Source organism: Bradyrhizobium sp. CCBAU 11386 (assembly GCF_028128955.1).
Classification (GTDB): Bacteria; Pseudomonadota; Alphaproteobacteria; order Rhizobiales; family Xanthobacteraceae; genus Bradyrhizobium.
The window spans coordinates 1,760-16,318 of record NZ_LBKA01000009.1 but is presented as its reverse complement, the minus strand read 5'-3'; the positions used below and the strand labels follow the sequence as shown (position 1 = coordinate 16,318).

The following is a 14,559-nucleotide window of genomic DNA, read 5'->3' as shown; positions in this document are numbered from 1 at the left end:
GTGAGCATGTCCACCGTAGCAATCGACCTTGCCGGCGTGAAAAAATCATTTGGCGACAAGATCATCGTCAATGATCTGTCGTTCTCGGTCGCGCGGGGAGAATGCTTTGGCCTTCTCGGGCCGAATGGAGCTGGCAAGAGCACGATCGCGCGCATGCTGCTTGGCATGATCTCGCCGGACGGAGGAAAGATTACGGTGCTCAATGAGCCTGTACCTGCACGCGCTCGTGTCGCACGTGTGCGTATCGGCGTGGTGCCGCAATTCGATAATCTTGAACTCGAGTTCACCGTACGAGAGAATCTGCTGGTGTTTGGCCGCTACTTCGGCATGAGCGCTCGCAAGATCGAGGCGGTCGCCCCCTCGCTGCTCGAGTTTGCACGCCTCGAAAGCAAGGCGGACACGCGCGTTGCCGAGCTGTCCGGTGGCATGAAACGGCGGCTGACGCTGGCGCGTGCGCTAATCAATGACCCGCATCTGCTCGTGATGGACGAGCCGACGACTGGTTTGGATCCGCACGCCCGCCACCTGATTTGGGAACGTCTGCGAGTTCTGCTTGCGCGGGGCAAGACGATTCTCTTGACCACTCACTTCATGGAAGAGGCCGAACGCCTGTGCGATCGGCTGTGTGTCCTCGAGGGTGGACGCAAGATCGCCGAGGGCAAGCCAGACGGCCTGATCGATGAGCATATCGGCTGTAACGTGATCGAAATCTATGGGGGTGATCCGCACCAGCTCTGCGAGCTGATTAGGCCGTATGCGCGGCACATCGAAGTGAGTGGAGAGACGCTCTTTTGTTATGCGCCATATCCGGAGCAGGTACGCGTGCAACTGCGCGGGCGAGCGGGCCTTCGTATTCTGCAGCGCCCCCCGAATCTCGAAGACGTGTTTTTGCGGCTGACCGGGCGCGAGATGGAGAAGTGAGCGATGGGTGAAAGTTATGCGGCGGTGATGCCCGCTAACGCGTACAACTGGATCGCGGTATGGCGTCGGAACTTCCTGGCATGGAAGAAAGTCGCACTTGCATCGATTCTCGGTAACCTCGCAGATCCTCTAACCAATCTGTTTGGCCTCGGCTTTGGCCTTGGACTGATCGTGGGGCGCGTTGAGGGGACGTCGTACATCGCGTTCCTGGCGGCAGGCATGGTCGCGACCAGCGCCATGACGTCCGCGACCTTTGAAACCATGTATGCAGCCTTTGCACGCATGGACGCCCAGCGCACCTGGGAAGCAATCCTCTCTACTCAGCTCACGCTTGGCGATATCGTTCTGGGTGAACTGGTGTGGGCGGCCAGTAAGTCCGTTCTGGCCGGAACAGCGATCGGGATCGTCGCTGCCACGCTGGGTTATGCATCATGGTCATCCATTTTGTATGCGATGCCAACAATCGCTCTCACTGGCCTTGTCTTCGCCAGCCTGGCGATGCTCGTCATATCTCTTGCGCCAAGTTACGATTACTTCGTGTTTTACCAGACGCTTGTCCTCACTCCTATGGTGTTTTTGTGTGGCGTGGTCTTTCCGACGAGCCAGCTGCCCGGCTCGTTTCAGCACTTCGCCGGCTTGTTGCCGCTCGCACATTCGGTCGACCTTATTCGCCCAGCGATGCTTGAGCGCGGCGCCGACAGTGCTGCGCTGCACGTCGGTGCGCTCTGCGTTTACGCGGTCTTGCCCTTTTTCGCGTCGACGGCACTATTTCGGCGCCGCCTGCTGCGTTGATGTGAGTTGAGCGAAAACGGAGAATGTCAAATCGATTCAGTGTCACGATGCTTTCTGCGGTAGCTCGGGAGTGACCTGGTCTGTCACAGCAGATGCTGCAATGGCCTTAAGAGGCCGCGATCGTCTACGGCCGCCTATTCGGTCGATCGGTGTCGGACGCCAGCACCGTTATTTCTGAGCGCCTGTCGCTAGGCGCCGTGACGGACTTTGCAAAGTTGTGTTGTGCTGTCTGGCCCGCGCACCCGACGGAGCGTGACTGTACAGATTAAGTAGGTGGGACGGCAGTTGGCCTTGCCGTCATGATCAAATGGAGAACGGGATGTTGTGCCTGGGAGTGAGTGGCGGTCTTGACAGAATCTATGAAAGCTCGCCGGAGTTGCCGAATACATTTCTTCACGATGGGGCTGCGGTTCTTGTGCAGGATGGCCGCGTGATCGCTGCTGTCGAAGAGGAGCGCCTCAACCGCGTCAAGCACTCCAACAAGTTCCCGAGCAATTCGATCCGATACTGCCTTTCTACCGCAGGAGTTGAGCTCGGCGAGATCGACCGTATCGCGTTCTACGCGACTGAAACCTACTGCAATACTATGCTCGAGCGCCTTTCTGTTTCTCAGCCCGTTCCGTTGGACGCCAAACTGTTGCTGCGGCAGCTGCTGGCACGGGAGTTCGGCGCCGAGATCGATCCGTCCCGAGTTTCCTTCGTGAATCACCACGAAGCGCATGCTGTGAGCGCGTTTGCCATGTCCGGGTTCGAGCAAAGTCTCGTTTTTGCGATCGACGGCGGTGGCGATTTTCTCTCCGGCTTATTGGCGGTGGGGTCTGGCACCGAAATTGCGCAACTTGAAAGCTTCCCGGAACATAACTCCCTGGGGCTGTTCTATCTCGAGACGATCCGATATCTCGGCTACGGGTTGTTCGACGAGTACAAAGTGATGGGGCTTGCCCCGTATGGTGATCCCGCTCCCTATCGCGAGCTCTTCGCGCAGTTCTACGAGTTGTTGGACAACGGTGGCTATCGCGTTCACCTGGATCGAATCGGTCCGGCCCTGGTCCGCAACATCGAGGTTCGGCGAAAAGGAATGCCATTCACCCAACAGCATCGAGATGTCAGCGCTTCGCTGCAGGAAGCGCTGGAGCGGATCGTGTTTCACATCCTGCGCCACCATCGTGAAGCGACGGGCATGACACGCTTGTGCCTGGCTGGCGGGGTAGCGCATAATTGCACGCTGAACGGTAAACTGCTTTATTCCGGGCTATTTGACGACATCTTTGTTCAACCCGCGGCGCACGACGCCGGTTGCGCACTCGGCGCTGCATTGATGGTATCGAACGAGCTGGGCAGGCCAGCACCGCGCGAGCGACTGCCGGACGTTTATTGGGGGCCCGATCTCGGGAACGACCAAGCCGTAGAGCATGAGCTCAACGCATGGTCAGGCCACCTCGACATTCAACGAAGTGATGACATAGCGTCCAGTGCGGCAGACTGGATGGCAAATGGCGCTGTAATCGGCTGGGTTCAGGGCCGCTCTGAGTTCGGCCCCCGTGCGCTTGGTAACCGCAGCATTCTTGCGGACCCGCGGCCTGCGGAAAACAAGGACCGCATCAACGCGATGGTCAAGAAGCGTGAGGGCTATCGCCCCTTTGCGCCATCTGTACTGGAGGAGGATGCGAGCGAGTTCTTTGAGCTCCCGGACGGCACGCAGCAGCTCCCCTTCATGAACTTCGTAGTTCGTGTGCGTGAAACCAAGTGTAACGTGCTCGGTGCGATCACGCACGTTGATGGGACCGCTCGACTGCAGACAGTATCGCGCAAGACAAACCCCACCTATTGGGATGTAATTAATGCGTTCAAGAGGCGAACGGGCATCCCGGTTCTTCTAAATACGTCATTTAACAACAATGCCGAGCCGATCGTGGAGTCCGTGTCAGATGCGATCACCACGTTCTTGACGACTGACCTGGACGGACTTGTTGTTGGGCCTTTCCTCGTCAGGAAGCGGCCAGCATCACTGCAGGATTGGAGTGCACTGGGCGTTTCATTGCCGCCGTATGCATCCCTTCATCGTGTTCGCTCCCACACAGCGCCAGATCGTCAGGAAACGGTCTGCGAGATCCGCAAGGGACATTCCGCCCACGATAGTATGCGTATCTCACATGAGCTTTTCGAGATCTTGATGCGGATCGAGGGCGAGGCGTCGCTCGGCTGGCTTCTCGACACAACCATGCTGAGCCAGGCCCAGCGTGAAGATCTCGTGAAGGAATTGCGGCTCGTGTGGGAGCTGCGGGGCGTTCGCCTGCATCCGCCGCGCGCGGCTTGCGGCCACAATGAAGTGAAAAATAGACATAGCCGGGACTCATGAGAATGGCCATGCCTATACCTGCATGTGAGGGGGCCAGGCCATCCGACGCACACGGGGTTATCGGGCATCCGACTGAAATCGGGCACGTGGACGCGACACCGCTGAAGAAAAGACGGAAAGTGTTGAGAGAACGCGGCCCATCAAGGATAGCGCTGTTATGAAGTTCTACCGACGCAGCTCGCCGGCACTGCGATTTCAGACCATGACGTCGGACAAGATGGTACGTGAGATGTCTGCAATGACGTCTCTTGTCCAACCAGGAGCCCGGGAAGAGGCGATGCAGATGCTTAGCGGTTCGAGGAAGGATCGGTTCGTAGTTTCCCGGCGACGTACGGGGTTCGGCGACTGCCTGTGGTCACTGGCCGCTGCCTGGCGTTTTGCAAAGCAGACAGGACGGACGCTAGCCATTGATTGGCGGGGATCTTGTTATCTCGATGAGCCATTCACCAACGCCTTTCCAGTCTTCTTCGAACCGGTTCAAGACATTGCCGGCGTGCGGGTAATCTGCGACGACAGGATCAATCAGTGCTCATTTCCGGGACCATTCTTCCCGACATGGTGGAACAAGCCATCCATCGATTGCGTCTATCGTCCGGACGAGCAGATTTTCCGGGAACGCGACGAACTCGATCAATTGTTGCGAAGTCAGAAAGATAGTGACGCTAACACGGTCGTGTGTGACGCGTGCCTGATGTGGCGCTGCGATCAGGAGGCCGAACGAGAAATCTTTCGGAGCATCAAGCCACGACCTGAAATTCGGGCTCGGATTGATGCTGTCTACCGTGAGCACTTTGAGCCGTACAGCGTAATCGGCATTCATGTCCGGCATGGCAACGGCGAAGATATTATGGGGCATACTCCCTACTGGGCCGACCCGGAGCGCGCCTTGCGACAGGTCTTTGATGCCATTGATAGGGCCCGGGGGTTACCCCACGCAAAACCCGTGAGAGCTTTCCTGTGCACGGACAGCGCGCTCGTCCTTGAGAAAGTTTCGACTAGATTTCCCGATGTGTTCACGATCCCCAAACGGTTTCAGGCGCCTCAGGCCGGCCCATTGCACAACGCCGCGCTAGGAGCCGAGGGCGGCTTTTCCGCCCTGATCGATATGTATCTTCTTGCGCGCTGCGACACCGTGATCCGTTTTCCCCCGACGAGCGCCTTCACGCGCTATGCGCGTCTCCACGCACCACGCGTTATTGAATTCGATTTGAACGATCCGAGCCGCTTGGTCCTGATTGAAGAAACCTCGCAAGAGCTCGTTGCTTCATGAAAGTCGTTGCCCGCTTGATCGATCTGATTGCCGCTCGTTGCATCCAGCAGTGCTGGCACTTTTTTTCGGGGCGGCATTTGTCGCAAAGTAATGCTCTGTCGCACAACTCCACCGAATGCCTCCCGCCGAAGCTCGACGTCGACAACGATGGCCCTAACGTGCTGCCGCCACGTTAAACAGGTGGAACACGTCTTCGCCTTGCGCGGACCGCGAGTGGAAGCTAATCGGTGGTCGGTCGCGGACGAACATATCGAAAGGGTCTCCGTAGAGCCGGTGAGTTCCGTAGTTGCGGTCGGGCACGCGCTGGTGCGGAGCGGCGGTCTCGAGATCCACTATGTTGGGCTGAACATCCAGTAAGCCAGGTCGTGGTCCAGGACCAATCCGGCGAAGTGCCAGTGCCGGACACTGCAGAGCAGAGCGCGATAAAGTCAGCATCAGTTGCCGACAAATCTGACGCACGAAGCTGGTAACGTCAGTTTTCGAGTTGACGCGGCTACTGGCCGCGGGCCGCTATCCTGATCGATCGTTCCTCCAACGAGAGGCGGTGCCCATCGGCTGGCTCCTCGGTTGCGCGATCAGGAAAGAGAGCGCGGCTGCACCCTCGTCTTGACGCAGGCGAGTGTGCTCGTGACATTACGTAGGTAATGCACCATCGTTGTCGCAGAGCACACGCACGGTGTCTTGAACCCACCAAGCATTCCGCGTGCGCGACATTAGGACGCAAAAACGGAGTTGATTTGCGTGCATCGCAGTGGCGCAAATTCTGCTACGCGTGCGCCGACGCAATAGGAGAGGAGGCGGGCGTGGGTCTCGATCTGCCGAATGACGATCTGATCAGAGGTCAGCTGCCCGAAACACACCTGGGTTGCCTCTTTCACGCCGATAATGCCCGTATTCATCGCGGAGAACAGAAGGCGATGTTGCTGACCGGGGCATCGCGCGGAATTGGCCATGCCACTGCCAAGCTGTTTTCGGAGGCGGGCTGGCGCATCATTTCTTGCGCGCGCCAACCGTTCGACAGCAAGCGATGCCCCTGGGAGGCAGGGAACGAGGATCATGTCCAGATCGACCTGAGCAATCATCGAATGCTGCCGCGCGCGATCAGCGAGGTCAAGAAGCGCTTGGCAGGTGCTCCTTTGCACGCGCTGGTGAATAATGCTGGTGTCTCGCCGAAAACGCCCACTGGCGATCGGATGACGTCGTTGACGACTTCAACCGAGACCTGGATGAGCGTGTTCCATCTCAATCTGGTGGCCCCGATCATGCTGGCGCAGGGTTTGTTTGACGAGCTAAGAGCCGCGTCAGGATCGATCGTGAATGTGACTTCGATCGCGGGCTCGCGGGTGCACCCGTTTGCCGGCAGTGCCTATGCGACCTCAAAAGCTGCGCTTGCAAGCCTCACACGCGAAATGGCCCATGATTATGCGCCGCATGGCATTCGCGTGAATGCGATCGCGCCCGGCGAAATCAGGACGGACATGTTATCGCCCGACACAGAAGCGCGTCTCGTGCCAAACATCCCCTTGCGCAGAGTGGGAACCCCGGATGAAGTTGCCAAGGTCATCTTCTTCCTGTGCTCGGATGCGGCGAGCTATGTCACGGGGGCCGAGGTGCCGATCGATGGTGGGCAACATCTGTGAATTGGCCAAGCCTTGGCGCCGCAGTGACTTGAGCTGCAGCAGCGGTACTTATGCTCTCCGCTGACGACGCGCACACATTCCGCAAAAGGAAAAAAGGCACACTGTAAGTTTACCGTCGTGCCATGAAAAGGTGTTACGGTTCTGTGTCATCTCGTCAACACTTGGAACTAGATCGAGAGTGACATGCAAAACGAACCTCGCAAACCCGAACAAGGTGCTACGGAGGATCATCAAGACAACGGAGGCCGCCTCATGCTGGATATCCCTTCCTCACTCGAAAGACCTGCCTCGCAACTTGAGCCGGAGCATAAGCTCTCGGGGGAGCCGTTGCGTGAGAGTGCGTTGGCCGGCATCTTCGAAATATCGAAAATACTCACGGCTCCTTGTCCGCTCGAAGTCACATTGGCAAACGTTGTTGATCTTCTGCAATCGTTTGTGCAGATGCGACACGGCATCGTCTCACTGTTCGACGATGACGGCATGCCGGACATTACAGTGGGCGCCGGCTGGAGCGAAGGCAGCGACGAACGTTACCGGATGCGCCTGCCACGGAAGGCAATCGATCAGATCGTCGCGACAGACAGGCCTCTTGTCGCCGAGGACGTGGCCGCCGAGCCGGCATTCAGCGCTGACGACCGGGAAGTGCTCGGCGCCTCCGATAATATGCCAGTGTCGTTCATCGGGGTTCCGATTCGCATTGGTCCGAAGGTTGTGGGTACTCTGACGATCGACCGTATCCGCGACGATAGGTCAAGCCTCCGCATCGATTACGATGCGCGGCTGCTCGCCATGATCGCCAACCTCGTGGGACAAACAGTGAAGTTAGACCGCGTGTTCGCCTGCGATCGCGAACCACTGGTGGCGGAGAAAGACCGTCTACAAAAGCAGATATTTGACCTCAGGCAGCCCGCTCGAGAGCGCAAGAAGCTACACGTCCATGGGATCATTGGCGACAGCCCGGCGCTGCGCGGGCTGCTCGAGAAGATTGCGGTTGTAGCCAAATCGAAAAGCACGGTTCTGTTGCGTGGCGAATCCGGTACCGGGAAGGAACTCGTAGCCAAGGCCATTCACGAATCGTCGTCCCGCGCCAAGCGGCCGTTCGTTAAGCTGAATTGCGCGGCGCTTCCTGAGACCGTCCTGGAATCGGAATTATTTGGCCATGAGAAAGGTGCCTTTACCGGTGCGTTCAGTTCGCGCAAGGGACGCTTCGAACTTGCTGACAAAGGAACGCTATTTCTTGACGAGATCGGCGAGATTTCAGCTCCGTTCCAAGCGAAGTTGCTGCGCGTCCTGCAAGAGCAGGAGTTCGAGCGCGTCGGCAGCAACCAGACGATTAAGGTCGATGTTCGAGTCATAGCTGCGACCAACAGGAACCTTGAAGAGGCCGTGGCACGGAGTGAGTTCCGCGCGGACCTTTACTATCGCATCAGCGTAGTTCCCTTGCTGTTGCCACCGCTGCGCGAAAGACGCAGTGATATTCCGCTGCTTGCCAGCGAGTTCCTCAGAAAGTTCAACAACGAGAACGGCCGTACGCTGACCTTGGAGGCGAGTGCGATCGATGTACTGATGAAGTGCGGCTTTCCGGGAAATGTCCGCGAACTCGAAAACTGCATCGAGCGGACAGCGACGCTGTGCGCCGGATCATCGATCGTAAGAACTGACTTTGCATGCCACCAGGCCCAGTGCCTTTCCGCGATGCTGTGGAAAAGTACATCGGACGGGAGGTCAGACCAGCCGGCACCCATCCCGCCGGTGCCCGGAAAGTCCATCATTCCGCTAGCTGAAGCGACCCCGCCGGTCCCGTCCGTCGGCAGCGAACTGACCTCACTGGCTCCTCCCGGCACAGTTCTCGTAAGCGGCGCGAAGATGGCCGATCGCGAACGGGTCATTGCGGCCATGGAAAAATCTGGCTGGGTGCAGGCAAAGGCAGCGCGCCTGCTCGGACTAACGCCACGCCAGATCGGCTACGCGCTGAGGAAATACGGAATCGAAATAAAGCGGTTCTGAACGACAAAATCGGCCGGAACCTTTACTATCACAGTTGAGCCAAATAGCTATGTGAGGACGATCTCCGGTGGCCAATCTCATTGCAATCTTAAAGGAACGGGTCCGCCCTCGGCGGCGACTTGGCCACGACCGAAACCGCTCCGCTCGCTTCCGAGACTGCTGTCGCAAGCAAGCTCACCTGGTTCGGTGAGAGATGGATTTGCGCGCCACGACATACAGAGCGTCACCTTCGGTCTGCAAGCGCGAACCGTCAATTGCTCGACATCAGACGAGCTATCACGCGTATTCGTCCATCAAGCCGGACTAGCGGCAATTCTCATTGACCGTCAACCGGTCCGCCGCCCGCTCGTGATTAGCGGCGGTAGTCTGTCGCAAGCCGTCCTGGCGTCACTCGGCTGGCGTGCCCTGCGGAACAGCGCTGTCGCAGCCCCGACTTGTGTCAGCATTCGTTCGTCAGGAAGAGCGGGCTAGAGGGGCGCATTACCCGCTCTAGCCACTGTGATGGCAAGCCGATTTCAAAAGGATGGCGATGGTACAACACTTGCTGTTCTCTTCGCAGCTGTCGCAACTTTTTGGAGCAACTCCGTGCACAATGTCGTTTGCATCAAACAGGTTCCGGACTCGGCGCAGATCCGCGTGCACCCCGTGACCAATACGATCATGCGTCAGGGAGTGCCGACCATCATCAATCCATATGACCTCTTCGCACTCGAGGCCGCGCTGGAGCTTCGCGATCGGTTCGGCGGCGAAATTACCGTGCTTACAATGGGGCCGCCATCGGCGGAAGATTCCTTGCGAAAGGCGCTGACTTATGGCGCCGATCGCGCCGTACTCCTCACCGATCGCTGTTTTGCGGGCTCCGACACCCTGGCCACAACGTATGCACTTGCAACAGCCATCCGAAAAATTGGTAAGGAATACCGCCCGACCAACCTTATCTTCACGGGAAAGCAGACCATCGACGGCGATACCGCGCAGGTTGGGCCCGGCATCGCAAAGCGGCTTGGCGTACTGCAGCTAACCTACGTTGCCAAGGTCAGATCCTTAGATCTCGCCGCCCATACAATTGAAGCGGAACGACGCTCCGAAGGTGGTGTCCAGGTGCTGCACACGAGGCTGCCCTGTCTCATCACCATGCTGGAGGCAACGAATCAGATTCGGCGCGGCGCGATGGCGGATGCCTTGCGTGCCGCGCGTGCCCAAATCGTGAAATGGAGCGCGCACGATGCCGGTGTCGAAGACGTCTCCAAATGCGGCCTCAAGGGCTCGCCGACCGTCGTCAAACGAGTGTTCGCTCCCTCTGCGCGGGCTGAGAAGGCAACGTTGGTTGAGGCCGCCGAGCAACCGGCACAGGCGTTGATAGACGCTATTTTCAAGTATCAACCGAAGCTCGAAACCGATCTTGCGGCACTTGTCCGTGACGCGTGATCTGGAGAGCCCTGGCAACGATAGATCGGAAACGGTCCGAGGATGTACCAAGGGCAAGAGGCACCGTCCAGTGAGAGCGCGCAAGATGTAGTACGCATCTCAGCCCGCGACCTGCGCATTCTGGTCTATGGCGTTCTTCGATCGCTCGCGATCACCTGGGACTGCATGTTCCGTAGACCGATCGATGCCCCGAGTTGGCTGCGATCAGGCGCATCGACTAAGGGCTGCGCATGCGTCCAGACCCCCACTGTGTGGTCGTATTCGACGACTGCTTCGCGCGTAGTTGTTACGAACGAAGACGGAACACGTCAGCGACTGGGATCACCATGCTAGCGCGATGCCGCTTGAACGCCCAAAGTGCTGTCGCGCGGTTCAGGGCGCAAAGCCCACCTATGTGTCGCCTTTTGAGCAATGTTCGCAATTCAACAGCCCTATACCCATTGTGAGTGGCGGCTGGCTCTTCGCTGTTTGGTTTCCGAGGGCCGTGCAAGTCCTGTCAGGTTCAATACACTTGCAATGAGGAGTCGGTCGCGAGCGTTTCGTCAACGCACTCATAACCTTATGGGGCGAGTGCACGGTTTTGGCACGGTGATTGCTGTAAACGTGCAAGAACACAATATGGCGGCGCTCGCAACGCGAAAACTAGCGGCGGTCTCTTTGAGACGCTCGTGCCGCCCAGCAGCCGGCATTTCGCGCAGCTTGCGGCCAAAGGCGTCAAGCGCCAGGTAGATGCGGATTGATCCTTGCAATGTTGTACGTAGGTCATAGCCGTTCGATGAACTGGCAGGAGCAGCAACCGCGAGGGCTTGATTCATCCACGACAGATCGCGAAAGCTGGAAGCGCCCGGGCGACTCGCGCAGTGACGTTAGCTTCCCGATGGCGTGCGCTGGCAAGATCTCACCATGACTCTACAAGCGATTGCTAGCCGTGCCGGGCATTCACGGCATCGGACTGCTCATGGTCCGGAATCCGACTGGATCGCCGCCGCTCAATTTGGTGGACATCGCGTGAGCAGGATTGAGCATGCCGCTGTCTGGTACGTGAACGTCGGCACGAGGAAGTTCGCCTCGATGGTGAACGCGATCATACGACCATCGAACCAACGAAGTTGCAGATCTCCGCGGCGGCCAATAGCCGGTCCGGACACGAAGTGGCTTCGTTCTCTCCTCATCGCCATAGGTCAAATGACATCTCAAGCGTCTCGATTTCCACCGGATCAGCCTCCGCAGATATGCTGCGAGTATTTGACTGAGCAAGCGCGAGCCCTGTTCGGCCCGCACCCGTTCGATGTGGAGATGTCCGAAGACCAGGTCGCTATCCTGATGCCTGAATACCTGGCGATGTCACAGGCGTTCTCGTACCTGCAGGCAGAGTCGCAAAGGGATCTCATATTCGATGCAATGCATCACAATCGAGATCGTGCGAGGGACATTGAACTGACCAGCATGGTCGCAAATTTTAACTGTTGGGATGAGAGGGGTGGTTATCGCCGAGTTCTCCAGGGCGGCAAGGCAGCGCTACCCGATATTCCGGTCATTGAAAACCTCCACTCAAACCTCTTTAGAAAGAATGCTTCGCGACTACTCGGCAGAGCAGTGCGGACCAACTACAGTGCCACGACGAAGCGGTACCTGTATTCTCTCTATGCCGGATTGTCATCGAAAGACCCCCTAGTGGGTTGCGCCTACATGGTCGCTTTTGAGCTACACGCTGCGGACATGATCCAGTCGCGGCGGACCACTTTGGTAAAAACCTTTGAGGCGCGGTCTGACGATCTTGAGAATTTCCGCAGCCATGTCCGCGGAGAAGATCCCGCGGAGAAGTATCACAGAGAAATGACAAGCCGGCTGCTTGGCGAACTTGTCCCGGCAGACCTTAATGGTCGCTTTTTGAATGAATTCGATCGAGCCTATCGGCTCAGCTTACTGTGGTGCCGCGATCTGCTCCGAATCGTCTCACGTGAGGGAGATGGTCACTCGGAGATCGAACACCATGGCCGTTGTCATTGTGGTTCTGTCAAGTTCTGCGTCCGAGCGCCACGAGAGCTTCTGCAGTTCGATGCAATTGCTCAATCTGCCAAATGTCTGGATTTCTGCACTTGCTCGTACCTGGCGATAGGCTCGGCATTAAGTGCGGCGAAGAATTCCTCACTGCGTACCAGTTCAACAAGAACATCGCTCGGCACACGTTTTGCCGGCTTTGTGGTCCAAAGCCATTCTATAGGCCGCAGTCGAACCCTTCCGGATTCAGCCGTAAATATTCGATGCCTGGATAATCGAATGCATAAGAATAAACGAGTTCGATGGCGAGCATTGGGAGCAAGCATTCCGCTATATGCGCCAGGACCCGGTAGCCCTGCCTCGAAGATTGAAGCCCTGGAGTGAACTAGAATGGCGCGCGCAATGAATGATAAATCCCGTCTGCTTTCAGAAGAAGCTCTGACAAAATACCGCATAGAGCTGTTGGTGAAGGGGACGGTCGTGATCGGCCCCCAGATATTGTTCACCCAAGATGACTTGGCCAGGATCGATCAGCTGCAGGCTGAGATTCCCGAAGAAGAAGTGCGGGAAGGAGATGCCGGCGACTCGCACCATGTCTTTGTCAAACGCGTGAGGGTAGACCCGCCCGGCCGCGCTCCTAGCAACGCGAGTGGTGCAGCTCCAGGGCAGATCATGGAACTACTTGAAAGGAAAGACCGCAGAGTCGCGGTAAGAAAGATCTTGGGGGCATCGTCAGATTACGTGATTCGCCGATGCCAAATGCATCGTATGCCACCTGGTTCCTTTGTTGGCATGCATCGGGATGCGGCGAGCGACCCGGATTTCGAGTACTCGGTGATTGTGCAGCTCGCGAGAGACTTCGATGGGGGGGAGTTCGTGGTATATCCAAGCGGATACGAACAGCAGGTATTCCGACCGCCCTTTGGCGCCGTGCTTGTCACCACATGTAGGCTCCGACATGAGGTGAAGCCTGTGCTGACCGGGGAGCGCCGATCGTTGGTCTACTTCTGTTCAAAACGCACCGGCGCGAACCGCCGGGTCGTCGGAAGCCCTACCGGTGGCCTGTGATTGAGGTGGTTGAAATGGCCTTTGAATGAGTTGGGTATCGGGTGAGCTCATCAGAAGATGAGGTTGGTAGCTCGGCCATCTTGTGAAAGAACAGGTTGGGTCTTTGTCGCTGTGGGACATAGACTTTTCTTTTAAAGCCCAACGAAAGGTCGCCGGCTAAAGCCGCTCGGAAGAGTAACTCCGCTGGGTCTCGCAACAGCGCCGTCCAGCTCGCCGCCCGTCTCGGCTCCCGCGTGCAACCGCCCCGCATAGCCCGGCAGCAGAACGGCCATGATTGCGGAGTTGTTTTGGTAGACTTGACACGAGCGCTGATTAGAGGCCGGGGAGGCCGTCTTGCGCGTTGCGCTGCCTTACGCCGTTGGCGCAGGGTAAGCCTCCGAGGAAAGACGCCTTGCGACGGGCTGGCTTGATGGTTGAGAACTGTACGTATGGACAGCCATACGATCAGTGCGCTGAATCGACTGGAAGTGGTGGAGACGGGCCGGCGGCGGCGTTGGTCTGAGGAGGAGAAGGCGCGGATTGTTTTGGAGAGCCTGTCCGAGCCGCGGCTGGTTGCGGCGACAGCGCGGCGATACGGCTTGTCGCGTTCTCTGCTGGTGACTTGGCGAAGAGCCTTCGCGGCGGAGCGGACCAAATCCGAGGCTGGCTTTGTCAGGGCAGTTGTGGCCGAGGATGGGCCTGTGGCGTCGGTGGCGGCTTCATCGGAGAGCGCGACAGCACACTCGACGGAGCGTCGGATTGAGATCGAGCTGGCTGGCGGGCGGCGCGTCATTGTCGATGCGGGCGTCGACGTTGAGGCGCTTCGGCGGCGGCGATCTCGCCCATTGCGCTGGAAGCGGTGCCTCGAATTGACCAGCTGTTCGAGATCGAGCGCGAGATCCATGGGTTGAATGCCGAGGAGCGGCTGCGGGTCCGCCAAGACAGAAGCGCGCCGCTGCTGAGCGATTTTGAGGCTTGGCTACGGGCGGAATCCGCCCGGCTCTCGCGTTCGTCAAACGTGATCAAGCCGATCAATTATCTGCTCAACCGATGGGATGGCTTTGCTCGTTTTGTCCATGACGGAAGGATTTGCC

The 14,559-nt window shown here is 58.0% G+C and carries 11 protein-coding genes and 1 pseudogene; all 12 read left to right on the top strand.

Features of this window, described 5'->3' with window-relative positions:
* Positions 1-921, top strand: coding sequence for a nodulation factor ABC transporter ATP-binding protein NodI (gene nodI / locus XI09_RS03180; RefSeq protein WP_245448754.1), 921 nt, complete (start codon positions 1-3; stop codon positions 919-921).
* 3 nt (positions 922-924) lie between these two features.
* A complete protein-coding gene (locus tag XI09_RS03175) occupies positions 925-1,713 on the top strand; it encodes an ABC transporter permease (protein WP_271565624.1) in 789 nt (262 codons plus the stop codon).
* Between the two features lie 319 nt (positions 1,714-2,032).
* The gene (locus XI09_RS03170) at positions 2,033-4,072 is read left to right on the top strand and encodes a carbamoyltransferase family protein (protein ID WP_271565623.1); all 2,040 of its coding nucleotides are present in this window, start codon (positions 2,033-2,035) and stop codon (positions 4,070-4,072) included.
* Between the two features lie 157 nt (positions 4,073-4,229).
* Positions 4,230-5,342, top strand: a complete 1,113-nt coding sequence (locus XI09_RS03165; RefSeq protein WP_271565622.1) for a nodulation protein NodZ — start codon at positions 4,230-4,232, stop codon at positions 5,340-5,342.
* Positions 5,339-5,518 (top strand): hypothetical protein, encoded by a 180-nt coding sequence (locus tag XI09_RS03160; RefSeq protein WP_143279286.1) that lies wholly within the window; start codon positions 5,339-5,341, stop codon positions 5,516-5,518. Before XI09_RS03165 ends, XI09_RS03160 begins: the two co-directional genes overlap by 4 nt.
* Before the next feature lie 627 nt (positions 5,519-6,145).
* Entirely contained in the window at positions 6,146-6,982 is an 837-nt protein-coding gene (locus XI09_RS03155) for an SDR family NAD(P)-dependent oxidoreductase (protein ID WP_097668524.1), read from the top strand.
* Between the two features lie 183 nt (positions 6,983-7,165).
* On the top strand, positions 7,166-8,989 hold the full coding sequence (gene nifA / locus XI09_RS03150) for a nif-specific transcriptional activator NifA (protein WP_271565621.1): 1,824 nt from the start codon (positions 7,166-7,168) through the stop codon (positions 8,987-8,989).
* 585 nt (positions 8,990-9,574) lie between these two features.
* On the top strand, positions 9,575-10,417 hold the full coding sequence (locus XI09_RS03145) for an electron transfer flavoprotein subunit beta/FixA family protein (RefSeq protein ID WP_271565620.1): 843 nt from the start codon (positions 9,575-9,577) through the stop codon (positions 10,415-10,417).
* A gap of 1,296 nt (positions 10,418-11,713) precedes the next feature.
* Positions 11,714-12,802 (top strand): GFA family protein, encoded by a 1,089-nt coding sequence (locus tag XI09_RS03140; protein WP_271565619.1) that lies wholly within the window; start codon positions 11,714-11,716, stop codon positions 12,800-12,802.
* 6 nt (positions 12,803-12,808) lie between these two features.
* Positions 12,809-13,486 carry a 2OG-Fe(II) oxygenase gene (locus tag XI09_RS03135; RefSeq protein ID WP_097668527.1) on the top strand — a complete coding sequence of 226 codons (678 nt, stop codon included), beginning with the start codon at positions 12,809-12,811 and terminating at the stop codon, positions 13,484-13,486.
* 428 nt (positions 13,487-13,914) lie between these two features.
* Complete coding sequence (tnpA, locus tag XI09_RS03130; RefSeq protein WP_097668604.1) at positions 13,915-14,376, top strand: IS66-like element accessory protein TnpA; 462 nt, start codon at positions 13,915-13,917, stop codon at positions 14,374-14,376.
* A pseudogene (locus tag XI09_RS03125) lies at positions 14,301-14,559 on the top strand (IS66 family transposase); the annotation flags it as partial. The gene tnpA and the pseudogene XI09_RS03125, both read left to right, overlap by 76 nt.

Coding starts and splice junctions, on each gene's coding strand:
- XI09_RS03140 (WP_271565619.1), top strand. CDS start 11,714: ATGTCCGAAGACCAGGTCGCTATCCTGATGCCTGAATACCTGGCGATG.
- XI09_RS03135 (WP_097668527.1), top strand. CDS start 12,809: ATGGCGCGCGCAATGAATGATAAATCCCGTCTGCTTTCAGAAGAAGCT.
- tnpA (WP_097668604.1), top strand. CDS start 13,915: ATGGACAGCCATACGATCAGTGCGCTGAATCGACTGGAAGTGGTGGAG.
- XI09_RS03160 (WP_143279286.1), top strand. CDS start 5,339: ATGAAAGTCGTTGCCCGCTTGATCGATCTGATTGCCGCTCGTTGCATC.
- nifA (WP_271565621.1), top strand. CDS start 7,166: ATGCAAAACGAACCTCGCAAACCCGAACAAGGTGCTACGGAGGATCAT.
- XI09_RS03170 (WP_271565623.1), top strand. CDS start 2,033: ATGTTGTGCCTGGGAGTGAGTGGCGGTCTTGACAGAATCTATGAAAGC.
- XI09_RS03165 (WP_271565622.1), top strand. CDS start 4,230: ATGAAGTTCTACCGACGCAGCTCGCCGGCACTGCGATTTCAGACCATG.
- XI09_RS03175 (WP_271565624.1), top strand. CDS start 925: ATGGGTGAAAGTTATGCGGCGGTGATGCCCGCTAACGCGTACAACTGG.